The organism is Paenibacillus sp. FSL H8-0168 (assembly GCF_038592955.1).
Taxonomy (GTDB): Bacteria; Bacillota; Bacilli; order Paenibacillales; family Paenibacillaceae; genus Paenibacillus; species Paenibacillus polymyxa_B.
Map to the genome: position 1 here is coordinate 4,765,286 of NZ_CP151948.1, position 22,859 is coordinate 4,788,144.

26 protein-coding genes are annotated in these 22,859 nt (G+C 45.3%); 7 read left to right on the forward strand and 19 right to left on the reverse strand.

The genetic code is table 11. The annotated features are described in order from the left end of the window. Positions 1 to 198: 198 nt before the first annotated feature. Genes MHI21_RS21200 through MHI21_RS21210 form a run of 3 tightly spaced genes read right to left on the reverse strand, consistent with a single transcriptional unit; the run spans position 199 to position 2,017 of the window. The gene (locus MHI21_RS21200) at positions 199 to 828 is read right to left on the reverse strand and encodes an MBL fold metallo-hydrolase (RefSeq protein ID WP_061831454.1); all 630 of its coding nucleotides are present in this window, start codon (positions 826 to 828) and stop codon (positions 199 to 201) included. Positions 829 to 831: 3 nt separating this feature from the next. Further along, positions 832 to 1,401 (reverse strand): thioredoxin family protein, encoded by a 570-nt coding sequence (locus tag MHI21_RS21205; protein ID WP_061831455.1) that lies wholly within the window; start codon positions 1,399 to 1,401, stop codon positions 832 to 834. Between the two features lies 1 nt (position 1,402). Continuing rightward, a complete protein-coding gene (locus MHI21_RS21210; RefSeq protein WP_069290373.1) occupies positions 1,403 to 2,017 on the reverse strand; it encodes a DedA family protein in 615 nt (204 codons plus the stop codon). 144 nt (positions 2,018 to 2,161) lie between these two features. Between MHI21_RS21210 and MHI21_RS21215 the strand changes: the two genes are divergently transcribed. Further along, on the forward strand, positions 2,162 to 2,485 hold the full coding sequence (locus MHI21_RS21215) for a dehydrogenase (protein WP_342418861.1): 324 nt from the start codon (positions 2,162 to 2,164) through the stop codon (positions 2,483 to 2,485). An 80-nt stretch (positions 2,486 to 2,565) separates the two neighbouring features. On the opposite strand, the gene MHI21_RS21220 is transcribed toward MHI21_RS21215, so the two are convergent. Both MHI21_RS21220 and MHI21_RS21225 read right to left on the reverse strand, forming a co-directional pair. Further along, positions 2,566 to 3,780 (reverse strand): SAM-dependent methyltransferase, encoded by a 1,215-nt coding sequence (locus tag MHI21_RS21220; RefSeq protein WP_209940434.1) that lies wholly within the window; start codon positions 3,778 to 3,780, stop codon positions 2,566 to 2,568. After that, the gene (locus tag MHI21_RS21225; protein ID WP_342418862.1) at positions 3,767 to 4,423 is read right to left on the reverse strand and encodes a DUF6483 family protein; all 657 of its coding nucleotides are present in this window, start codon (positions 4,421 to 4,423) and stop codon (positions 3,767 to 3,769) included. Before MHI21_RS21225 ends, MHI21_RS21220 begins: the two co-directional genes overlap by 14 nt. A 394-nt stretch (positions 4,424 to 4,817) precedes the next feature. Between MHI21_RS21225 and MHI21_RS21230 the strand changes: the two genes are divergently transcribed. Then, positions 4,818 to 5,384, forward strand: coding sequence for a pyridoxamine 5'-phosphate oxidase family protein (locus MHI21_RS21230; RefSeq protein ID WP_341163129.1), 567 nt, complete (start codon positions 4,818 to 4,820; stop codon positions 5,382 to 5,384). Between the two features lie 91 nt (positions 5,385 to 5,475). Here MHI21_RS21230 and MHI21_RS21235 read toward each other — a convergent pair whose 3' ends face one another. Both MHI21_RS21235 and yyaC read right to left on the reverse strand, forming a co-directional pair. Beyond that, a complete protein-coding gene (locus MHI21_RS21235; protein WP_190297952.1) occupies positions 5,476 to 6,270 on the reverse strand; it encodes an alpha/beta hydrolase in 795 nt (264 codons plus the stop codon). Between the two features lie 88 nt (positions 6,271 to 6,358). Further along, positions 6,359 to 6,949, reverse strand: coding sequence for a spore protease YyaC (gene yyaC / locus MHI21_RS21240; protein ID WP_341163128.1), 591 nt, complete (start codon positions 6,947 to 6,949; stop codon positions 6,359 to 6,361). A 120-nt stretch (positions 6,950 to 7,069) separates the two neighbouring features. On the opposite strand from yyaC, the gene MHI21_RS21245 reads away from it, so the two are divergent. Further along, a complete protein-coding gene (locus MHI21_RS21245) occupies positions 7,070 to 7,297 on the forward strand; it encodes a DUF1128 family protein (RefSeq protein WP_013373034.1) in 228 nt (75 codons plus the stop codon). Between the two features lie 194 nt (positions 7,298 to 7,491). On the opposite strand, the gene MHI21_RS21250 is transcribed toward MHI21_RS21245, so the two are convergent. After that, positions 7,492 to 8,211, reverse strand: a complete 720-nt coding sequence (locus tag MHI21_RS21250) for a pirin family protein (protein ID WP_341163127.1) — start codon at positions 8,209 to 8,211, stop codon at positions 7,492 to 7,494. Positions 8,212 to 8,442: 231 nt separating this feature from the next. On the opposite strand from MHI21_RS21250, the gene MHI21_RS21255 reads away from it, so the two are divergent. From MHI21_RS21255 to MHI21_RS21270, 4 genes are all read left to right on the forward strand, one after another. Further along, positions 8,443 to 9,147: a phosphatase PAP2 family protein gene (locus MHI21_RS21255; RefSeq protein ID WP_342418863.1), complete on the forward strand. Its 705-nt coding sequence runs from the start codon at positions 8,443 to 8,445 to the stop codon at positions 9,145 to 9,147. A 137-nt stretch (positions 9,148 to 9,284) separates the two neighbouring features. After that, a complete protein-coding gene (locus MHI21_RS21260) occupies positions 9,285 to 9,542 on the forward strand; it encodes a GlsB/YeaQ/YmgE family stress response membrane protein (RefSeq protein ID WP_069011991.1) in 258 nt (85 codons plus the stop codon). 51 nt (positions 9,543 to 9,593) lie between these two features. Beyond that, the gene (locus tag MHI21_RS21265) at positions 9,594 to 9,995 is read left to right on the forward strand and encodes a YtxH domain-containing protein (protein WP_023990268.1); all 402 of its coding nucleotides are present in this window, start codon (positions 9,594 to 9,596) and stop codon (positions 9,993 to 9,995) included. Between the two features lie 90 nt (positions 9,996 to 10,085). Next, complete coding sequence (locus tag MHI21_RS21270; protein ID WP_165179367.1) at positions 10,086 to 10,562, forward strand: DUF5665 domain-containing protein; 477 nt, start codon at positions 10,086 to 10,088, stop codon at positions 10,560 to 10,562. 115 nt (positions 10,563 to 10,677) lie between these two features. On the opposite strand, the gene MHI21_RS21275 is transcribed toward MHI21_RS21270, so the two are convergent. From MHI21_RS21275 to MHI21_RS21325, 11 genes are all read right to left on the reverse strand, one after another. After that, complete coding sequence (locus MHI21_RS21275; RefSeq protein WP_061831462.1) at positions 10,678 to 11,637, reverse strand: magnesium transporter CorA family protein; 960 nt, start codon at positions 11,635 to 11,637, stop codon at positions 10,678 to 10,680. A gap of 120 nt (positions 11,638 to 11,757) precedes the next feature. Beyond that, positions 11,758 to 12,531, reverse strand: coding sequence for a sigma-70 family RNA polymerase sigma factor (locus MHI21_RS21280; RefSeq protein WP_013311929.1), 774 nt, complete (start codon positions 12,529 to 12,531; stop codon positions 11,758 to 11,760). Beyond that, complete coding sequence (gene rsbW / locus MHI21_RS21285) at positions 12,528 to 12,980, reverse strand: anti-sigma B factor RsbW (RefSeq protein WP_061831463.1); 453 nt, start codon at positions 12,978 to 12,980, stop codon at positions 12,528 to 12,530. Before rsbW ends, MHI21_RS21280 begins: the two co-directional genes overlap by 4 nt. A gap of 18 nt (positions 12,981 to 12,998) precedes the next feature. Continuing rightward, entirely contained in the window at positions 12,999 to 13,337 is a 339-nt protein-coding gene (locus MHI21_RS21290) for an STAS domain-containing protein (RefSeq protein WP_023990272.1), read from the reverse strand. A gap of 99 nt (positions 13,338 to 13,436) precedes the next feature. Then, on the reverse strand, positions 13,437 to 15,107 hold the full coding sequence (locus MHI21_RS21295; protein ID WP_341163125.1) for a response regulator: 1,671 nt from the start codon (positions 15,105 to 15,107) through the stop codon (positions 13,437 to 13,439). A 19-nt stretch (positions 15,108 to 15,126) separates the two neighbouring features. Then, on the reverse strand, positions 15,127 to 15,996 hold the full coding sequence (locus MHI21_RS21300) for a protein-glutamate O-methyltransferase CheR (RefSeq protein ID WP_023990274.1): 870 nt from the start codon (positions 15,994 to 15,996) through the stop codon (positions 15,127 to 15,129). Positions 15,997 to 16,075: 79 nt separating this feature from the next. After that, positions 16,076 to 19,795 carry a response regulator gene (locus MHI21_RS21305; protein ID WP_342418864.1) on the reverse strand — a complete coding sequence of 1,240 codons (3,720 nt, stop codon included), beginning with the start codon at positions 19,793 to 19,795 and terminating at the stop codon, positions 16,076 to 16,078. Further along, positions 19,779 to 20,960 (reverse strand): fused response regulator/phosphatase, encoded by a 1,182-nt coding sequence (locus MHI21_RS21310; RefSeq protein ID WP_028541849.1) that lies wholly within the window; start codon positions 20,958 to 20,960, stop codon positions 19,779 to 19,781. Before MHI21_RS21310 ends, MHI21_RS21305 begins: the two co-directional genes overlap by 17 nt. Before the next feature lie 235 nt (positions 20,961 to 21,195). Beyond that, the gene (locus tag MHI21_RS21315) at positions 21,196 to 21,537 is read right to left on the reverse strand and encodes a general stress protein (RefSeq protein WP_023990277.1); all 342 of its coding nucleotides are present in this window, start codon (positions 21,535 to 21,537) and stop codon (positions 21,196 to 21,198) included. A gap of 96 nt (positions 21,538 to 21,633) precedes the next feature. Continuing rightward, positions 21,634 to 22,152 carry a hypothetical protein gene (locus MHI21_RS21320; protein ID WP_028541848.1) on the reverse strand — a complete coding sequence of 173 codons (519 nt, stop codon included), beginning with the start codon at positions 22,150 to 22,152 and terminating at the stop codon, positions 21,634 to 21,636. A gap of 51 nt (positions 22,153 to 22,203) precedes the next feature. Beyond that, positions 22,204 to 22,725, reverse strand: coding sequence for a DUF948 domain-containing protein (locus tag MHI21_RS21325; RefSeq protein ID WP_069290384.1), 522 nt, complete (start codon positions 22,723 to 22,725; stop codon positions 22,204 to 22,206). Between the last annotated feature and the right edge of the window lie 134 nt (positions 22,726 to 22,859).

Genomic DNA, 22,859 nt, shown 5'->3' on the forward strand with positions numbered 1-22,859 from the left:
TCTTAATGGGCAAAAAAAAGAACGCAAACCGGGATTCATCCACAGCTTGCGTGCTTCGCGAGTTTAGTATGTAACTTTAATAAATTTATGTTAACAAAAATAAAAACCTTTGTCTATACATAATTTATAATTTGTTGTCGAATTGGGGCAAAACCTGTCAAACCTTTGATTTTGCCCCTCCTGAAAGGTTCATCACATTTACCGGATATACGGATTGTTAGCTTTCTCATAACCGATGGACGTTTTGGGACCGTGACCGGAATAGACTGTAACGTCATCTCCGAGCGGAAACAATTTGTTTTGAATAGAATCGTATAGATCCCGTTCCCGGCCACCCGTCAGATCCGTGCGTCCAACGCCCTGACGGAATAGCACATCCCCGGAAAAAAGATCTTTGCCGCACAAAAAGCTGACACTTCCGGGTGAATGGCCCGGTGTATGGAACACCTTGAACGTGTGCCCGATCAGGTTCAATTGCTGACCTTCCGCCAAATCATATTCGGCAGGACCGGTTGAGATTGGTGGAGATGCCTCTGGCCACATCAAGGAGCCATTCAGCTTAGGAGATGTGAGCCAGTCTTGCTCCAAGGCGTGCAAATACACCGGGCATCCTTTGGCATTGCGAATCTCCTCCACCCCACCAATATGGTCAAAATGGGCATGGGTCAGCAGGATAGCTTCAATAGTCAGAGACTCAATCGCCCTCAGCAAAGGACCCGGATTCATTCCCGGATCAATAATAATGGCGCGCTGTGGATCATCCCCTTGAAGCAAATAAGCGTTCGTCTGAAGTGGACCGAGATTAAAGCTGCGAATAGATAGCACCATAAGTTAAAATCCCGAGATCAGCTCACGTAATTCCTGAACAATCACAGGATGGACCTCGGTTCCCTCCCCATATTTTTCAGCCATTTCTTTACGAGCAACTGCAATTTTTTCTTGATAATCATCGGCTTCCCGATCTGGATTTTCACGTTTGAATTCGATCATAATTTGTTGGACATGTGCAGGGCGTGGTCCCCAGTGGCCAAGTACGTGACCTCCTGTATCCGCAAAAATCACAATCGGTACAGCACGTCCGCCCATTGTCAGGAAGTCATCCATCAGCGCCTGATGGTTTTCCAAGATTAATACTTCGGTCGGAATCCCGCTATTCTCCAGCGCACGGAACACAACTGGCACATTGCGTACCACATCCCCACACCAGTCGGCAGCCAAAATAAGCACGCGCAGATCATCCCTATGGTTCAGGCTTTCAAAATACTCTCGATCCTCTTCGCGATTCCACACAAACTGATCGTACCCAGAGCGGAAGGCTTCTTTGTTCTTTTCCATGCCCTCCATAAACTGTTCAGGGCTTAAGCCCTTTCCGAAGTATTGCGATACATTAGTACGGCTCATGTTATACACTTCCTTTTTTGTTTTTGGACAAAATCCATTTGATAACAAAATAAATGATCAAGAGCGCAAGGGCAACCAGCAAAATCGGTTTGATGTAAGGTGCTGCCACTTCGTCAATTTGCTCCCACTTGTCTCCTAGCAGCATACCTAAATATATAAACAAAACAGACCAAGGTATAATCGCTAGCGTCGTCAAAATAATAAAGCGCCATACGTTCATTCGAGCCAACCCGGCAGGGATTGAGATGGCATGACGCACAACAGGAATAAAGCGAGCTGTGAAAATGACCCCTGTACCGTATTTGTTAAACCAGGCTTCAGCATGGTCGACATGACTTTTTTTGATAAGTATGTATTTTCCATATTTATCTAATACCGGTCTGCCGCCATAGCGTCCAATCCAGTAAATGAACAACTGGGCCAGAACCCCGCCAATCGTTCCAAAAACGACTGCGCCAAAAAAATTAATATGACCCGAGGATACTAAAAAGCCACCGTAAGCGAGGACAATTTCGCTTGGAATGACCTCAACCATCAAGCCTAGCATAATACCAAAATACCCAAGACTACGAATGATCTCAAACAAATAATTAATGATACTAGATATTTGGTCCAATTCTCTTCCCACTCCCTGCCTGTTTCTCTATTTTCATTAGTGTATCACAGCGGCAGAACAAGTCGCCACTTCGCCCAAATAGGGAGGTCAGTGACCCCGGCTCCTCTGCCCGCATAAGTTGGGAGAGAGAGGAGGGGGTACAATATGGCTCCCGGCAAATTCCCCAAACATGACAATTCACAATCCCGTTTACCCACGGCTCGTGGTATCCGCCGCGCATGTACCAAAGAGTTGTATCGAACCTGCAAACGTCTGCCTGTTCACATTGCTCCTGATCTGGTCAAGCAGGGCGAGGAGCTATACTGCCGCAAGGTCGTCGGACACCTTATCTGGATTGCGGAAAACCATAGTAATCGCAAACTACTATGCGACTGGTGGGACGAAGATGTCAGCGAGGAGCTCGCGGCATTGTGGAAGGTGGATCGCGATGTCTTGTGCACCGCTTTTAGAAGCGCCTATGGCGGATAGATATTGGCGTACTGCAACCATGAACTGTAAACTACAAAAAAGTGGAGCCACCCCGCAGTGGCTCCACTTTTACTATATTGTTAGCTATGTGTCTGCTTCTTCCCCGCTCCTTCGGGAAGCAAATCCGCACAAGCGCGTTCCAAATAAGGATCAGCATGAATAAAATCCCGAAATGCTGTGTATTCACGCCACAAAACGGATTGTTCTCCCGCCTGCCCTTTGACGGCACGAATCAGAATATTTTTAGGTGTATGCTCCATGTCGATAAATTCCAATAGCTGTGTCCGATATCCCATCATATCCAGCAGTTTGGCCCGGATTCCATCCGTTGCCAGTGCAGAAAAACGCTCCTTTAAAATACCGTGAGATAGCAAAGGCTCCAATACCGGATTTTCTAGTTGGCTGAACAGCTCATGCTGGCAACACGGAACCGACAAAATAACGGATGCTCCCCAGCGGACGGCCTTTTCCAGCGCCGCATCTGTTGCTGTATCACAAGCGTGCAAGGTAACAACCATATCCACCTGTTCCAGTTCGTTATAGTCTGCGATATCACCGACCAGAAACTCCAACTGTCGATATTGCAGCTTTTGAGCCAGAACATTACAGGTTTCAATGACATCTGCCTTCAAGTCCAAACCAACGATCTGCAATGGTCGCTTTTGCTGTACAGCCAAATAGTGATACAGCGCAAAGGTCAAATACGATTTGCCACAGCCAAAATCTACAATCGTCAATGGGCGGCCTACCGGAAGGCTGGGCAATACATCCTGCACCATTTCGAGAAACCGGTTAATTTGACGAAACTTATCATACTTGCGGGCCAGTACCTTACCATCCTCATTCATAATCCCAAGCTCAATCAGGAAAGGAATTCGCTCCCCTTCTTCGAGCACATATTGCTTTTTGCGATTATGAGACAGGTCGGCTTTACTTTTGCTCGGTGACTTTGTCAGAATGGATACTTTATATTTTTTACTGATCAGCACTTGGTAGTCTGCATCCTTGGCGCATAGAAGTCCTTGGCGGAACGTGTCCTCAAACAAGGCAGTCATACGCTCATTAGCTTCGTCAGGGGTCAGATTTTCATGAATGACTTTGTTGCTATAATGAAAAGCAAACTGGTAATACAGCTTATTTTTCAATTCTACAGGTTTGATTTGCACTTTAGTAAAAGAAGCATCCTCCCGTTTGCGAAGCTGACTCAGCGTCGCTGTTATGAGGGATCCTCCCGTGGTCAATTGGTATATAAGTTCGCGCAGTGAATCCAAAAGGTACATCTCACTTTCTTTCATGTAATTGGGTGATCTCGGTCAAACCCTCGGTGACTTCCTGGCGTGAAATTCCACCCAGCTCCAGCTCTGCATTGGTCTTATCCAGTAATTGACTATAAAACGTCTCCGCTTCCGCTAGCAGCTCTGGCTGCTCCCATGCCAATCCAAACCAGACATCGGCGGCTTCGTCCAGCCTGTTTTCCCGCTCGTAATGAACAGCCAACAGTTTGCTGGTTTCAGGGGGAAGCTCATATTCACGCACCAGTTTCATGATACACGCTATTCGTTCAGGCAAGACCTGCAGATCACGAGTCGCGCCATTCGTATCGCTGTACAAATATAAATGAAGAGATTTCATCAAGATTCGTATGCCCTCGTCTGTTCTGCTGGTTTCCAGGTAAATCACGGCTTCTTCCTCTAAAATGCGAGCCACCTGCTGAAGCTTATCCGCTTCAATTCCAGGGCCCAATCGGAAAAGCTCAATAATTTGTTCCGGCGGCAATCGTCTGAGCAAATCTGAACGAAGACGAAACTGCTTGTTGAGCAGGTCATCTAGTTGTTTCAGCGCTTCGACGTGTTTATTTTCACGCCTTAGACCGAGCACCGATGCTACTGCGGATGTCAATTCTTCCATCATACTGAGCAAATAATCTTTTCTAAGCAAGCCGTTCCCTTCCTTTCATCCCGATGCCTAGACAACCAGAAACTCTGTCTTCTGATTGTATGACATCCTTGTCTAAAAGCCAAATGCCCTACCATGCAGAAATACCACTTATAACCTTCACCCTCAGTTAACAACATCAATGATCAGGAAGTCAGAATGCTCACACATGGCAGTGAATTCCTACGGTACAGCACTTTGTAGCAGATCATGTGACTAGCGAATGACGTTTTTTTTAAATCAATATTGCTTCTTCATTAGTGTTGTGATATTTTTGTTTCATACGAAACAAAAAAATAATCAGTATATTTAAACATTCCATAAAATTATTTATAATAATTATTTTCTTCAGAAACAAAATTTATATGAATATTTTTGTGAGAAAGGATGATGGAGTTTGGGTAAACAATTTAGCTCGATATTACCGGAACATCAAGAGTTTATACAGCGGCAGCACATTTTCTTTGTAGGATCAGCACCGCTATCCAAGACAGGGCACGTTAACCTTTCCCCCAAGGGATATGATTCCTTTCGTATTCTATCGGACCAAAGGGTAGCCTATCTCGACTTGGCGGGAAGCGGCAACGAGACAAGCGCCCACATTATCGAGAACGGACGGGTAACAATCATGTTTTGTGCATTTGAGGGCGCTCCCAGTGTACTAAAGCTCTATGGTACTGGTACCGTCGCGCTGCCCGATACTAAGCAATGGAATGAACTGTACCCTCTCTTCAACCCGCTTCCCGGCGCAAGACAAATCATTGTTGTGGACGTTCACATGGTGCAGAATTCATGTGGTTTTGCGGTTCCCTTCATGACATACACGAACGAACGGGAAAAGCTGAAGGAAGTCTCGATTCAGATGGGAGAAGAAGCACTTAAAAAATATGCCTATGAGAAAAATCTGGAGAGTATTGACGGTTTGCCGACAGCGTTTGCCTTTAACAAAAGCAATATAAATTAGACACCTTACACACCTAAATAATTGACTACCCAAAAACCGGAACCTTCTGTTTATCACATCAGAAGGTTCCGGTTTTTGGGCTTACCTTAGTCTACCTTTTCAAGTTTTGCTCTAAAAATGTCAAGATGGTGTTCGCTAATAACTCCGGTGCCTCGAACAGGCTCATGTGACCTGCTTCCGGTAGGGTAACCTGAGTTACTCCGGCCCGATCTGTTGTAAACGTCCGCGCTGGAGGAACCGCCTGATCCTGCTCACCCGCTACTAAAAGGGCTGGCAATGCAGAAGCCGACAACACATCCCGCCGATCAGTACGCTCGCGCATAGCCAGTGATGCTCCTACGGCTCCTTGTGGTGGTGTTTTGTAGCCAATTTCTTTGACTTTAAGTAATTGGCTGGACATTGACTCCACATGATCAGGAGCAAACAGTCCCGGTACGAGTCCATCTACAAAGGTCGTAATCCCCTCCGTTTGGATGGTGGATACAGCCTTATTCCGCTTTTCTTTACCTTCATCCGTATCTGCATATGCTGTAGAATGAATCAGTCCAAAGGCTGTCAGGCGCTCTGCATGTCTCTGCACTGCCGAAAGGGCAAGATAGCCTCCTAGGGAGTGACCAAACCAGGCAGCCTGAGGAATGTCCAATTGTTCTTGAAGTTTAAGCACATCATCTGCCATTTGATCAATAGTATAGGCTCCTAGTGGAGCATCGCTGCGTCCGTGTCCACGCAAGTCTGGAACAATACAACGATAGCTTGGGGATAGCAAGGGAACAACCTCATCCCAGTAGGAAGAACTTCCGCAAAATCCGTGCAATAGAATGATCGGATCTCCTTTTCCCTGTTCGGCATAGCAGATCGTCGTTCCTTCGCATAATACCTTTTCCATGTGGAACCCTTCCTTCTCTGTATATAATCTATTGGATCTGAATATATTAGTGAGTAGAACATGCTGATGTATATTATTAAGCAGACCATCAATATCTGAAACGGTAACCCTCTGGAAAATCTTGCGAAGCTGTTTTTAAACCAAATTCATAAGCCGCCGCATTAGCAATATGCGCAGCCATGGTCATGACCAAGTGAAGCGACGTCATTTGGAGTGTCCAATAGGGTTTGGGACTGCGCTCATTCACAATCGCTGCAACACTATAATGACCAACAGACGGCAGAGACAGCCCCACCGATCGCGCAGGAGTTAGCGGTTCACGCGCAATAAGAAACATTCCCGTTGAGCCGTGCTGTCCAAGACAAGCATCTATGGCGATCACATGATGATCTTGGGGAATGCACTCCAAGTATGAAACCAGATGATCTGCATCGCAGGGCTCCGTCATTGTGCCAATCACGTGCGGAAAGCCTTGCTCCTTGAGCATGGTGCCTACCAGTGGCCCGAGTGAATCACCCGATGAGCGATCTGTACCGATGCAAACAAAAGTCAACTTATCTATAGCATGCTGTTGATAAATTTCTCGGAAAAACGGCGCGAGTCCATCTCGATCTGTTTTCTTTACATTATGTTCTAAGGACGAGCGACCGGGTGCGGAAGCTCGATTATACAAAGACAACTTTGTCCATCCTCCTTGATTCGGTTGTATATCAGTAATCTGGCTTTCAGTACATTCTACAACAAAAACATGATACAATACAGGCAACTTCCCCTGTTATGAAAGGATGGAAAATTAACGATGGATTTGTCTGTACCGTCTCATGCCAACATTGAGTATATGATTGAGGGTATTAAAACCAAGCTCCGTATGGCGAGTGGTGCTGCTATGCAGGCATCCGCTTTCTCGCTGGAGCAATACGAGGACATCCATGATGTCTATGATATGGTGATAAGCAAGCCTAACCTGAGCATTTCAGAGGTTGAAGCTATTGTTTCTGAACTGGGCAGATTACGCAAATCCTCCTGAATAGCTTATAGGAATACAGCTTAGCTGTATTACAACCTATCATCATGAACAACAGCCTTCATGATAGTGCCCTGTCACCGTAAATAAAGCTCGTATCTCCGGTCGTCTCAACAGACGTGCAACGGGATACGAGCTTTATTTTCTCGATTGCATATACGGATTTTCATACACTTCTTCACTCACTCAAAGATGCTTCAAGGCAAATCCGCTAACACCAATTCAGATATATCCTCATTACCTGTAGCTAGTATTTTTAAGGAACAGCTTTTTTGAATTCGCGCGGCGTCACCAGGTCCTAACTGAAAATCTCCATCCTGGCACGTAATTTCCACATGACCGCTAACTACATAAATATGGGTGCGGCGCTCCTCTTGCTGCGGATATTCAAGCTGCTGTCCTTTTTCCAATCTGCTCAGATACAGATTTATATCCTGCGCGATGGATAACGCTCCCTCCACTTCTGAACCAGACACAACAGGCTGAAGCCGATTTAGACGTTCACTGTGCTTGAATCTTTGCACCTGATAAGAAGGCTGAATGCCAGGACTCTCGGGTAAAAACCACATTTGCAAAAAACGAACCGGTCTTTCATCCCCAGTATTTCGCTCTTCATGTTCAATTCCGGTGCCTGCACTCAGAACCTGGATCGAGCCGCTTTTCAAATCCTGCTCATGTCCTAGGCTGTCGCTATGATGCAATTGGCCTTCAATCACGTAGGTGACGATTTCCAAATCGTGATGCGGATGTCTTTTAAAGCCTTGCTGCGGTTCAAGCTCGTTATCATTATGGGCTAGCATACAGCCAAAATGGGCATTGCTCGGATCTTCATAATCGGCAAACGAAAAGCTAAACTCACTATGAATCCATCCTTTATTTGAGGTATGTCTTTCTGCCGATGTCACTATTTTAATCATCCTTAACACCTCCATGGATTACAGTTCCGTAAAGCAGCTTTGCTTCGTGATGACTATTCCACTTCCGGCCCTGGCATTACAAACGCTGTGATACGATCCCTTTACCCCGGGCTTATATGCCTCAATCAGCCTGTCGTCGCCGTCGGGTTTTGCTCTTAAGTTCATTATTAGTTAAGTTAATAGTACGAAAAATTGAATCTATTACAGCCATAAGGAGGAGATTTATTACATATGCTATCCCATGAACCCCAACCATCCCGGTTCCTACCAAGCTATTTGCGTCGTAGTCTGTATGCATCTATTATCATGATCGCTGTGTTGCTTCTCATCGCCTACTCTGTGAAGTGGATTGGCACAGCTCCTTTTCTATATTGGGATGAACGCATACAGGATGCCGTTTTTCCAGACACAGCAACTGCTCGTTACCAACTGCTAACCATCGCTATATTCATTACATCTTTCGGTTCATTCCGCATGTCGTTGATCATCGCCCTCGGTGCCGCTACCTTGTGTTGGGTCAGTCTTCGTTCAAAAGCTTATTCCTTTGCGATCCTAAGCAGCTTTACGGCGATGTGGGTGCTGAATACGCTCATTAAGGAAATTTTGCAACGGGAACGCCCGTCACTTCAACATTTGGTTGAAGCCGGGGGTTATAGTTTTCCCAGCGGTCATGCGATGATTTCCATGGGATTTTTCGGAATGATATTTGCCATTTGGGCCATAGAACGAAAGATTCGTGGGCGTTCGCTCTTTCTTCCGTGCGCTCTGGGTGTACTACTGATTCTCTTGATTGGATTAAGCCGCATATATCTAGGCGTTCACTTTCCTACAGATATTGTGGGTGGCTATATTGCAGGTATAATTTGGCTGGTGTTTACCGTTCCTGTGATCTATTGGCGAGCGCGCATGCAGCTTCCTTCCACTCCCCACCGGTAAATGTCTGAGTCGGCTTTTTGTTTCACTCCGGGTCACGACGTTTATATACGAAGTAAGCAAGGCTCAGCAATATCGAAGCTCAGCATTCATCAAAAGCGTTATGGTTTTGTGAACTTAGGATAAGGGAGGCGATCCTTGTGTGGGGAATTGTACTAAGTATTGTAATGGCTATTATTATCGGATTGATTGGCGATGCACTGGCTGGTCATGAAATGCCTGGCGGCATTGCGGGCTCTATGATTGCTGGATTTGTAGGAGCTTGGCTAGGTGTCATGCTATTGGGAGACTGGGGCCCGGTCATCGGAGATTTTGCCGTCATTCCAGCCATACTCGGAACCGCATTGTTCGTGTTCTTGCTCGGACTAGCGTCCAGGCTATTAAGAAGGGCTACCTAAAATTTTATATATATTTTTTATTCTTTAATTCTATAAGAGGAGTGATATAACATGAGTAACATTGACAATCAAAATATGGCAAGTACTTCAGGTTTTGCAAAAGGTTTATTTATTGGAGGTTTGATTGGTGCTGCCGCAGCCCTGCTGTTCGCGCCGAAGCCGGGTCGTGATTTGCGTAGTGATCTGTCTGATAAAATTACAGTCGTCTCCGATAAAACAAAGGACGTGGCATCTGTAGTGAGCAGCAAAGCGACAGATTTGGCCAAAACCGTTTCCACCAAAACAGCAGATGTAGCCAAAACGGTATCCGAGAGTAAAGACAACATCGTATCCAGCGTAACCAAAGCTTCTGCAGATGTCGCTAATGAAGCAGCCAAAGCGGATAAAGAAGTTATGGATGCAACGGCTCAAGCGGCCAAGGATACGCAAAAACAATTGAATGCAAATTCCTAACAGCTACACATTCTGATGGCAAAAAATAAGCCTACACTGAACAGCCAGCATGCAAGAAGCTGGCTGTTTTTAAATGATAGAAAGGCTGGGATGACAATGAACAAGCCAAATTCCTATGGAGATGATCTTACCGCGAACAACAAAAGAACCTTTCATCCCCTACAGGCTCAAGATCAGCCAGATGAAGTTTCATCCAAGCAGACTTCTTCTACTCATAATCATGTTAAAACACATGATCAGGAGAGAGACTTTGATGTAAATGAGCATCCTTTTGAGCTGCGCCATGAGGTCAAGCGGCTTAACAAACGCTTAGATCAAATAGCAGATACGCTTGAAAGAGCAGAATTCAAAGATATTCTAGAGAACTACTCCAGCACTAAAAGAAGAATTATGAGCAATCTGACCGCAGGCATTGCACGTGGTCTCGGTCTTACGCTGGGTACAGTGGTCATACTCGCCTTGCTCGCTTGGTTGCTCAGTTTCCTGGTGCAATTAAATCTTCCGGTCATCGGAGATTTCATCGCCGAATTATTAGGATATATCAAAATGAGCCAAGGTACTAAGTAATTGTCCCTATCTCATTTAAAAACGATCCATCGTAACCGGTAACAGACTCCTCAAAGAGCCTCCAGTTACGATGGATCGTTTTTTATTTGTAAATTGTAACAGCTGTAGTCAGCCGCTACAATTTGTTGCGCTTGTTAGCCTTCAATAAGTCTCCTGTCCACCCCTTCATCATCAGCCAGCCGTACATTCCCGCCATACTTAGCAGTGTGGCAATAATCACGGTGGTAAAGCCCCAGCCTGTTTTAATCCAAGGCAGATTTTCAAAGTTCATGCCCCATATAGCGCCTACTACGGTTGCTGGTGTAAATACGGCGGTGACAATGGTCAGCGTCTTCGTAATCTCATTCCCTCTAAATGCGGAAATGGCGTCGTCAATGGAGATCAATGTGTCGATTTCCTTTTCATAATGCAGGAAAAGTCCTTCCATCCGAGTAACACGGTAAAGTAACTGCTTAAAAAAACGATTCTCCTCCAGTTGATCCAGATATGCCTCCCGAGAAGCCGTCACCAGCTCTGAAAAAGGAATGAACATATTGCTCCAATACAAAAGCTCGAAACGTGCATTCAATATAGAATCCATCAGCGTACGGGCATTCCTTTTCTCCATCTCCTCTTCCAGTCTTCTCAGGTTGATCTCGAACTTATCCATACCTGTATGAAAATAATGAAGCACGGCTCTCGCCAATACAAACATGCCGTCAGCTGCATCCTCACACTGTTCCAGCATTTTTTGGCGTTCCGCGGTGTGCATGATTTCACGGGTATTTTGATCCAAATTTAAAGTCACTAACTTTTGGTTTAGAACCAGAAAATAAAACTTATTGCAATTACGCTGACTGTCGATCTCCTCCTGAACGGAGTAAATCAACGACCCGTACATTAAGGGCTGATTGCCATCTGGAAAGCGCACAGATATAAAGCTGGATGGAATGTCCTCTACCTTGTCCAGCCATTCTGCGGCTTCTGGGAGCTTCTCCTTCAAGTGCTGTATGACCGAATCTTGCCAATTCCCAGCACTGATGTCCCACCATTCCCATCCTCCACGAAAGGAAGAAATCTGTTCAAATGCTGTCATGGATTCCAACCTTCCTCCCAACCTTTTTCGCTTTATAAAAAGGACACGCTTCCCATATCGGAATAACGTGTCCTTACGATGTGACGTCAAATATGTTAAGCCAAGAATTCCGCGGTCTTCTCATGAAATAGAGGAATTAGACATAATCTGCTTCAGCTTTTCCGTTGCCCGCTTCTGAATACGGGAAACGCTCATCTGCGATACGCCCAACGTCTGTGCAATCGCACGTTGAGATTGACCGTCCTGAAATGCCAGAAGAAGCACCTTTTGTTCCTGCTCCTTCAGTTGGCTTAAAGCCTGCTGCAAATCCATTCGTTTTTCCACAGTGTCATAATCGTTAGCATCCGAACTAATGAGCTCGCCTAACGTAGCTGCACTCTCTTCCTGGGATAAAGGCGAGTCCAGTGAAACATAGTGATAGCACTCACGGCCTGCAAGCACCTCAATCGTTTCTTCCACGGTAAGATCCAAATAGGTCGCAATCTCATCCACATTGGGTGAGCGTTCCAATTTAACGGTTAGTTCATCAATAGCATGTTGAACAAGCGCACCCTTTTCCTTAATACGGCGAGGAACCTGGATGTACCAGGATTTGTCGCGCAAATAATTTTTCATATGTCCCAACATACTTTTCATAGCATACGGTTCAAATGGGATACCCAAGCTGATATCGTATTGCTGAAGCAGACGTATCAAAGCCATCTGACCGGTCTGATATAAATCCTCGTATAAGTCCGGACGGTTACGGGAGATCTTCCCGGCAGCCATCTTGACCATTGGCTCATACTTGCGGATCAGCACGGTAGCAATCTCGTTATCTTTTGTTTGCTGGTACTCCCAGATTAGACCAACGGCTTCATCCATCGACTCCGGGGGAGTTACCTTTTCATTCATACTCTTTCCTCACTTCTGGTCAGGCGCTTTACCAGCACCACTTCGGTGCCTTTTCCTGTCTCATTCAAGATATGGACATCGTCCATAAGCGCCTGCATGAGATAAAAGCCTAATCCGCCTATCTGCGCATCATTCAACTCCTTGTCATGCAAGGATGCGATACGGGACGGGTCCTCCACACGTTCAAAGCTCTCCCCTTCATCTTTGACACGAATGGACAACGAAGCTTCATCAAATTCGAATGTTACTTCCACGACTCCCCCCTCATGACCATATGCATAAAGGACAGAGTTATTACAGGCTTCCGATACAGCCACTTTCATGTCTTCAATATCCTCATAAGAGAATCCCATTTTCGCGGCAATACCGTATAAATTTAATCTTACAATATCAACAAAGTCAGCAGTTGCCGGTAAATTAAGAACTACTTTTTGAATTTGAGCATTCATTTCTTTTTCTTTCCTTTCCTATTGGGAATTCTCCTGGGGGACAAAGAATTTGGCAATACCGGTCATATCAAACAGCTTTTGAATTTGAGGCGGTACCTCTTGAACAGCAAAGCGAGACTCCATCCCATGCCTTGCTTTTAAAATGGATAACAAGATACCAATACCCGTGCTGTCAATGTATTTAAGGTCTCTCAAGTTAATAATCAAATCTTGGCTGGACTCCCCCACCAAAGGCTCCATCACCAGACGAAAATCAGGTGCTACCGAAAGATCCAACTCTCCACTCAGATAAACGGTATTTACGCCATCGGTTGTTTCTGTAATTGCATTAAATTTCTCATTTTTATTTGTATTCATAGGCCTACTCTCCCGAAAAAAGATTTCCCTACATACTAACCCATTATACGAGCGTTTGAATCACGGTATAACTTTTTAAATACTACCAAATGCCACCATCTAGGCTTCATTGATTTGATCTTTACCCGGCTGCATTGGAAAATGGTCCGGAGAATGCCGTAGCAACGCCTGTTTTACACTGCTGATTTTAACGGGCTTACTAATATAATCGTTCATCCCAGCTTCAATACATCGAGGCTGAATACCCTCCATGACGTTAGCCGTCATGGCGATAATGGCAGGTTGGGATCTTCCCGCCAATTGTTTACGCATTCTACCCGTACATTCCAGACCGTCCATCACGGGCATCTGCAAGTCCATAAAGATATAGTCATAGTCGTGATTCGCCATGACCATATCAAGCGCCTGTTGCCCATCTGCTGCCACATCTGAAGCTAAACCGAGCTTATCCAGTATATTAACCATTAGCTTCTGGTTGATCGGATGGTCATCCACCACCAGTACAGGTTTACGACTTGGAGACTCCTGATGTGGAATTTCCCAATCGTGGCTGGACTCCCCCTCCAGTTCATTTTCCTCAGCAAAGCCAAGCTTCATTGTAAAATGAAACGTCACGCCTTGTTCTCCGCTCGTATCTACGCGGATATCTCCGCCCATCATATTCACTAAGGTTTTACAAATGGCGAGTCCTAACCCGGTTCCACCATATTTACGCGTCATCGAAGAATCCAGTTGGGAAAAGGGCTGAAACAGCCTTCCAACCTTAGCGGGATCAATACCAATGCCTGTATCCTTCACAGAAAACTCAACGGTAAGTCCATTGTCGCTTTGCTCTTTGACAGATGCGAAGACATACACCCCGCCCCGATCTGTAAATTTGACGGCATTGGATACCAGGTTAATCAATACTTGACGCAATCTTCCCATATCTCCATATAACACAGGAGGCATCTGTTCATCGAGGAAATAAACCAGTTCCAAGTTCTTTCGGTTCACCTCTACCGTAAATAGGCTGAAAACTTCCTTGATACAGGAAACCAGATCAAAAGGATATTCCTCTACCTCCATTTTGCCTGACTCCAGCTTAGTGAAGTCCAGAATATCATTAATGACTGCTACCAGCGCGTCTGCACTACGACGGATGATATCGGCATATTCCTGTTGGTCGCTTTGCAGCTCCGTCTCCATCAGCAAATCAATCATGCCAATGACGCCGTTCATAGGTGTGCGGATTTCATGGCTCATCATTGCCAGAAATTCCGTTTTGGCATTGGCAGCAATCTCTGCTGCCTCCTTGGCGGCAATCAGTTCGCTGTTCATCTTCTCAAGCTCCTGCGTCTTGTGGTGAAGCAGCATGGATTGTGTCTTCAAGCGTTTGTTTGTCAGATACATTTGCACGAAGCCTTCAATTTTGGACTTGAGAATTTGAGGGATGAACGGCTTCACCATATAATCAATACCACCGGCTGAATATCCCGCAAACAAATGCTCAGCTTCCTTGCTGTTAGCTGAAATAAAGATAATCGGAATATCCTTTGTTTTCTCTCTGGCCTTGATTAACTTTGCAGTCTCAATTCCATCCATACCCGGCATCTGCACATCAAGGACTACAAGTGCGAATTCATCTTTTAATAGACATCGCAGCGCTTCTTCCCCGGATGTGGCTTTTACCAGATTATATTGTTCACTCTCCAGCACCGCCTCAAGAGCGAGCAGGTTCTCAGGTCTGTCATCTACCAGCAATATATGAATCGGTTCATGAAGCCCCATGGAATCCTCCTAAGCATCTCTATTTAATCTTCCGGTATATTTTTTCTATCCGGTCTAGCGGCTCGTAGGAATCACTATAATCGGTAAAATGTATGGATTCCTTGGCCCCAAGCACCAACACACCAAAATGACTTAAGCTATCATAAAACAACCCATGTACATGGTTGCGAAGTTCGTCGTTAAAATAGATCATGACATTCCGGCAAAAAATCACATTGAACTCGTTAAAGGACCGGTCTGTCGCTAAGTTGTGCTCCGCAAAAATAATATTCTTCCGTAAAAAAGGATGAAACATCACTGAATCATACTTGGCTGTATAATACTCAGAGAACGATTGTGTTCCCCCGGACTCCAAATAATTTTTGGTATACAGCTTCATTCGGTCGATCCCGTATACGCCTTCCTTCGCCTGCTGTAAAGACAGGTTATTCATATCCGTCGCATAAATGCGAGCCTTATCATATAAGCCTTCTTCATGCAGCAAGATCGCCATAGAATATACTTCCTCACCAGTGGAACAACCTGCATGCCAGATTCGAATGTACGGATACGTTCGCAAAATAGGAATGATTTTCTGCCTGAAATTTAGAAACAGCTCCGGGTCACGGAACATCTCGGTCACCGGAATGGAAAGGCTTTGTACCAGTCTATCGAAGGCGCTGCGATCATGCAGCACCTTCTCCTGAAGTCCTGATATCGTGCTTACATTCTCGGACTGCGCATGATAATAAACACGCCGCTTAATCGAAGGCAGAGCATAGTTACGAAAATCGTAGCCGTACAGCCGATGTATACCTTCCAGCAACAGCTCAATCTCAATCAATTCCCGCTCAGTATCATTCGATTTCACTTCATTAGCAGCATTATCCGCCATATCCTTAGATGTCATAATCTCTCTCCAATTCCTAAATAGGTTTTGCCTATGCCGCTCCAATCATGTGTCGATTTATATTACCCATTTTTTTGGGTTACGAATACAACCACACCCGCATTAATGATAAAAGCTGTTCGGTTTGAATCGGTTTTTTTACATAATCGGAAGCGCCTGCCTCAATACACTTGGAACGATCATCCTTCATGGCCTTGGCTGTCAGGGCAATAATAGGCATCTTCTCGAATTGTGGCATTAGCCGGATACGTCGCATCGCTTCATATCCATCCATTTCCGGCATCATCATATCCATCAGCACCAGATCAAAATCAGGTGTCTGTTCCAGCAGTTCCAGTGCTTCTCTTCCATTTTCCGCAAAGGTAACCTCCATACGATAGCTTTCCAGCACACTGGACAGAGCAAATACATTGCGAATATCATCGTCTACCAACAATATTTTTTTACCTTCAAACAGCTCTTCCTTGTTGTATAGCTTCTGCAAAATTTTGCGTTTGTCCTCAGGAAGGTTCGCCTCTACACGATGCAAGAACAACGTTGTTTCGTCCAAAAGCCGTTCCGGCGATTTAACATCCTTAATAATAATAGACTCTGCATATTTACGAAGTTGCGTTTCTTCTTTACTATCCAGATCTTTGCCTGTATAAATAATGATCGGCAGATCAGTTAGCTGTTCATTCTCTCGAATACGATCCAGCAGTTCAAAACCAGTCATATCGCTCAGCATCAGATCCAGTACCATGCAGTCATACCGCTGGGTAGCCAGCTCATTTAGTGCTTCCTGACCTGTCGATACCGCCGTAATGGCAACATCATCATGATCGATCAGCTCAATAATGGATTTACGCTGATTATCATCATCTTCAACCACAAGAAGACGTTTGACCATCTGGTCCGTATACGATTTGATATGTGAAAATGCCTTATCCAGACTTTCCTTCGAAGATGGCTTTTTGAGATAGGCAATCGCGCCCATCATCAAGCCCTGCTTCACATCATCTATGACCGAAATAACATGCACTGGAATATGACGTGTCGATGAATTTCCTTTTAGCTCGCCCAAAATAGACCAGCCATCCATCACAGGTAATTGAATATCTAATATAATAGCGTCCGGCAAATAAGACTGAGCCATGTTGAGCCCATCGTCTCCTTGGAGAGCGATCAGGGCCTTAAAGCCCCGGCTACGGGCCATATCGTACAAAATATTAGCAAAATTAATATCATCCTCAATAATCAGCAGCACTTTATCCTGTGAGGTAATCTCGTTTCGGTCGTCCCCCGGATGAATAATGTCCGCCGCTTTGTTTTTCGAAGGCATTTGATATAATGGCAACCGTTTAGCAGGCATAATCATGGGAAGATCCGTTTCTGCCGAGGCTGCGACATTCTCAACATCCGAATTCACAACCGTACCGTTAAATTCCTCTCTCGAATGAGAATCCATATCCTCAGCCGTTGGCGTTTGTTCCGGCAAATACAGTGTGAAGCAACTGCCCTGTCCCTGCTCGGATTCTACCGTAATAACGCCGCCCAACAATCTGGAAAGCTCGCGGCTGATCGACAGACCTAGTCCTGTCCCCCCGTACTTCCGGCTGGTTGTACCGTCTACCTGCTGGAAGGCTTCGAAGATCAGATCCGTTTTATCGGAAGCAATCCCAATGCCCGTATCACGCACAGATAGAGCCAGATAGGATCTTCGTGGATTTAGCAGACCAGGAAGCTGCTCTCCGTTTGCACGGGATACATTGAAACTAATAGAACCTTCCGTGGTGAACTTAAACGCATTGGACAGCAAATTACGTAAAATTTGTTTGAGACGATAACCGTCACTGATAATGGCATCCGGCAGGTTCTCTTCGATTTCGGTATGCAGTTGAAGCTCACGTTGGGCTGCGACCGGAGCAAAATTCTGCTCCACAAACAGTTCCAGTTCCTTCAAGTGGACCGCTTCATGGTTAATATCCATTTTTCCAGCGTCCACTTTGGATAAATCCAGAATTTCATCAATCATTTTCAACAAATCGGCGCCTGACATATAAATGGTTTGTGCATATTCCACTTGCTTTGGCTTAAGATTGCCTTCCTTGTTCTCAGACAAGAGCTGAGAAAGAATAAGCAAGCTATTTAGCGGAGTACGCAGCTCATGAGACATATTGGCCAAAAACTCGGATTTGTATTTGCTGGTGATTCCTAGCTGCATTGCCTGTTGCTCCAACTGAGCTCGTGCACGTTCGATCTCATCGTTCTTTTCTTCTACTTCTCGAACCTGTTCTTCTAGCGCTCTAGTTTTGGCAATCAGTTCAGTATTAAAATGCTCCAATTCTTCTTGTTGACGTTGTAACAATTCCTCTGAACGCTTGAGTTCTTCTGTTTGCTCCTCCAAATTTTCGTTGGAGCGCTTGAGCTCCTCTTGCTGAGTTTGTAGTTCTTCGGATTGGCATTGCAATTCCTCAGTAAGTGCCTGAGATTCGCGCAGCAATTGCTCTACACGCATCCGTCCCTTGATGTTGTTCAGAATGATCCCCAAGCTCTCTACTAATTGAGCAAACAGCTTCGTTTCCAGATCACTGAAGCGATCCAGTGACGCTATTTCTACAGCACCGATACACTCATCCTCGAACAAAATAGGAAAAATCATAATTCCCACGGGCTTACTTTCTCCTAAGGCAGAGCCTATGGACAAATATCCGTCAGGAGCCTCTGTAATCAAGATCGGCTTACGATCCAGAACACATTGTCCGAGCAAGCCTTCGCCCACATGGATAACGTCCCTAATCGAATTTTCGCCAGTCACCTTTGCATAGGAACCGTATAACTTAAAACGGTTGTCTTCTACATCTTTCCCTTGCAAATAGATGGCTCCATAGCTACCTCCCAAGATGGGCGTAAACTCACTAATGAACATCTGAGCAACCTGCTCCAGTGAATTCACACCACGGAACAGCTCAGTTACCCGAGCAGTATTGGCATTAAGCCAAGTTTGATCCTTCTGCGTTTGAAGGACAGAATGCTCAAATCTCCGCTTTTCTTCCAAGTCTCCGGCCATTTGTTGAAATACACGAGCGACCTCCCCGATTTCATCCTTGGAAGAAACACTCATTCGGCTAATGGCCCTGTATTTCCCCTTGCCAAAACCATTAATCATGAGATTAACGATATTTAGACCTTTGGCAATGCTTGGGAGCACCCACAAAATAACCAGTAAGCCCATGATCAGACCGGCGGCCATCAGAATTGTGGTAATCTGCACAGATTCCTCATAAGCCTGATTGGCTTGCTTCATGTCGTTATCAATCTCCCGATCCTGAAAAACGGCAAGGGCATTAATGCTATCCATTGCCTCCTCTTGAGCAGGCAAACCAGTACTATTGCGGAAAGCGTTAGCCTCATCAATGCGATCTTGTCCCAGTAAGGAAACTAACCTTTGTTCGTAACTTAGAAATTCATTCCAGGCGACGGCTACCCGATCAACCTGCTGCTGCTCTTCACTGGTGCCTGAATTTGTTTGCAAACTTGCCAGCACTTTCGTTCCAGTAGCAGAAATATCATCAAGCTCACGTTTGGCCTCGCCGACGGAGGAGCCCGGATTTAAAATCAAGTTGGCCATAACTTTAGCCATATCATTCACCTGACCACGAATAGCTGTTGTTTTCCGGACCTTCACATATCGGTCCTGGTAAACCTGATTCAGCTGCTCATTCAGGTTCCCCATACGGTCATAGCTGATTAGCGTCAGCACAAGGAGGATCGCCATAAGCGATCCAAAGCCGATCAGCAGTTTATTTCTGATTTTCATGCAAGCTCTCTCCCTCTTTCAATGAAATCCAGATCAGGCACTTATCATCATCGCGATCCTGTGGCGTCTCATTACGAAAAAATGCATCCAGCATCGCTTCTTCGTTCCATTCCTCATACTTACGTAGACACTCAGTCAGATACTCCAACTGCTCCTCATATTCACCTTCCACCGCTTCCAGCAAGCCATCCGTATACAAAGCGATATGTCCAGTTCCTTCATAATGAATCGTGTGCATTTCTGCATCAATCTTATCAAACAAACCAACCGGGCTACATGCACGGTCAAATTTGGTAATGCTGCCATCCTGATTGAACAGCAAACCGGGAGGATGTCCCGCATTTACATAGTCAATTCGCCGTGAACGGGTATCAATCACCATATAAATCGCCGTAAAATAATACTGTACCAGCTGCTTGCCCAGATCCAGTTGGTTAAAACGCCGATTCAGCTCTTGTATGACTTTCTCAGGCTCCACATATGTGGTCACCGTATCCTTAAGTACAGACGCAATGAACATGCAGAACAGCGAGGAAGAAATGCCATGCCCCATCATATCAAGCAAAATGATGGCATATCGCCCCTCCCCTAACGGATACCATGAATATAAATCCCCTGCCAGTTCAAAGGAAGGCTGATAGAGCGCATTCACTTGCAGCACTGGGTCATGGATGGCAGGGCTAAGCACCGCCTGCTGCACCATCGCGGCCAGCTTCAACTCATCCTGAATTCGCTGATCCCGATCCTTATGCCAATCCTTCTCCTGTTTGAGACGCAAGGCAGACCGGATTCGCGCCATGAGCTCTACCTTGTTGATTGGCTTCGTGACGTAATCGACGGCTCCCACATCTAGAGCTTCGGCCAATTTTTTGGAATCGCCTACCGCCGTTACCATAATAATCGGGATATCTTTTAAATGCTCATATTCCTGTACAATACTGCAAGCTTCAATGCCGTCCATTTCAGGCATCATCATATCCAGCAGCACCAGATCAATATCTGAAGGACGGGGCCTGAGACTAATGGTACGGTCGCCGATTCCCAGATGCTCCAACATTTCTGCGGCCGAGCTAGCAGAGATCACATCCCGATAATTTTCTTTTTTCAGTATTTCACGAATAATAATGACATTCGTCGGGTTATCGTCAACAATTAGAATTCTCATTGGCCTCTCCTTATCTGTAACTCATGTATTATACTATACCTGCTTATACGGCAACACCCTTGTTGATTGGAAGTAGTGTTTCCGTAAGAAGGCATTCCAAAAACATAGATAAGGAATGAGGCTAAAACCCCATTCCTTATCTATGTTTTTGGAGGACCCGCGAAACACTTGTGGTGCGGTCAACTTCCTTTTTTTCGAATCTAATGTCACTCAGCTTTTATGGTGAACAGCAATATCACGCTTTTTTAGCAATGACCAGCACTTTACCCTGATCCAGTTCTTTTTCATAAAAGTCAGCTTCGGTATCTGTAAATCCCAAAGAAGTAATTTTAGCGCGAAGCTCATCGCCACGGGAACGGAACAAGTTGGCTAATGAATCGAAAACGCCCTCTTCCTTAATCCCGATTTCCTTGGCATCCACCGTATCGGCAATACGATCTGTCCGATCCTGATCATGAGCGAGCACGAACACATCCTCATAACGATAGCCCGTGTTACGCAACTCATTTACTGCTTCAACGGCTTGTACACCGTTATCTACCACTTTGGCATAAGATTTATGATTGGTCTGATTCATGTTTCTCACGCTCCTTTAAGGATTGACTTCTCTGACTATTACACTTCACATATCCATTTGAAACTTCCATGTTATGTCACGCCTCAAAAAAATCGATTACCACTCCGTTTCATCAAAAAATTCAACATACTTAGGTTTATCAGACGTCTCATCCATAAACACTTTGATTGCACGTTGTCCGCGTACATAGACCTCTCCGTCTTCCGCCGTGAATTGCGAGCCACCCAGCGCCTGATCCAGCGTTTTCCGTTGCAGCGGCAGCCACTTATCATTTACCTTGATTCGACCAGCAGCAGGATCTACATGCACATAAGAAACGACGTCCTCACGCATACCTACAACAACATCTGGATATTGGTATTCTGTAGAAAGCAGCAGCATATCCTTTTTGACTCGTTGTGGCTTGCCTAGCTTCTTCAACACATCCGCACGGGTGTCATCCAAAGATATGCCATTTAAGGTATGAAAATCTGCTGGTACAGCATGTGGAGCGGGTATCGTCTGTACAGTCCTAACCATATGCCCCGCTGTTTGCGGGGAAACGGTTTGCTGAACCGTATCCTGTCCGGAAAAGGGAGTGAGCAAACCAGCAGCTAGTAATAACGTCTTCATCATAAATCTCACCCTTTCAATGAATTTCCTGTAGTTTACGGTTCAGCCACTATGCTACTGACGCATTTTCTGCCACACTCCAGCAGCGATGTCTACATAACCCAACCAGTTTTTACCCGGTTTGGCCGCAGGCTCCTCATAAGTCGCATTGTAGCTCTGAACCGTCCGCTCCGTTGCGGTCAAAGGTCTATTCGGTGTCGTTGCCTTGATCGCGTGATCTGTTCTGGAAGTATTACTCGCAGCGCTATGCGATTTCTGAAACCGTGTCATTAACGCTGTTGAAGCCTGCTTGGCAGCCAGCGTCACTTCACTGAGTACCTCTCCCAAGTTTCTAACCGATTCCATCACTGGCTCCACTTGCTTCAATTTATGATCAACGTCTGCGGTGATGTCATTCGCATGTCGAACCGTTTGTTTTACTTCATAACTCAGTTCATCTATCGTTTTTTGTACATCCTGCAAGGTTTGAGTCACCTTATCCAGAGAGCCTTGTGCTGCTTTTAACGTTTTGATGAGGAAAATAACGAGAACTGCAAATGCGATAGCAATAATAAAAATGCTGACCTGTGTTAACATAGCGTAACCTCTCTTTCGTCTTTCACGATGATGTTTATGATTACTGCATAGTTACCCTTTAGATTCAGACACGAAACAACGTCCAGGCTGGCTTCTTCTCCGCTCCAAACGTTATGATTCACGGACTCTCGCAC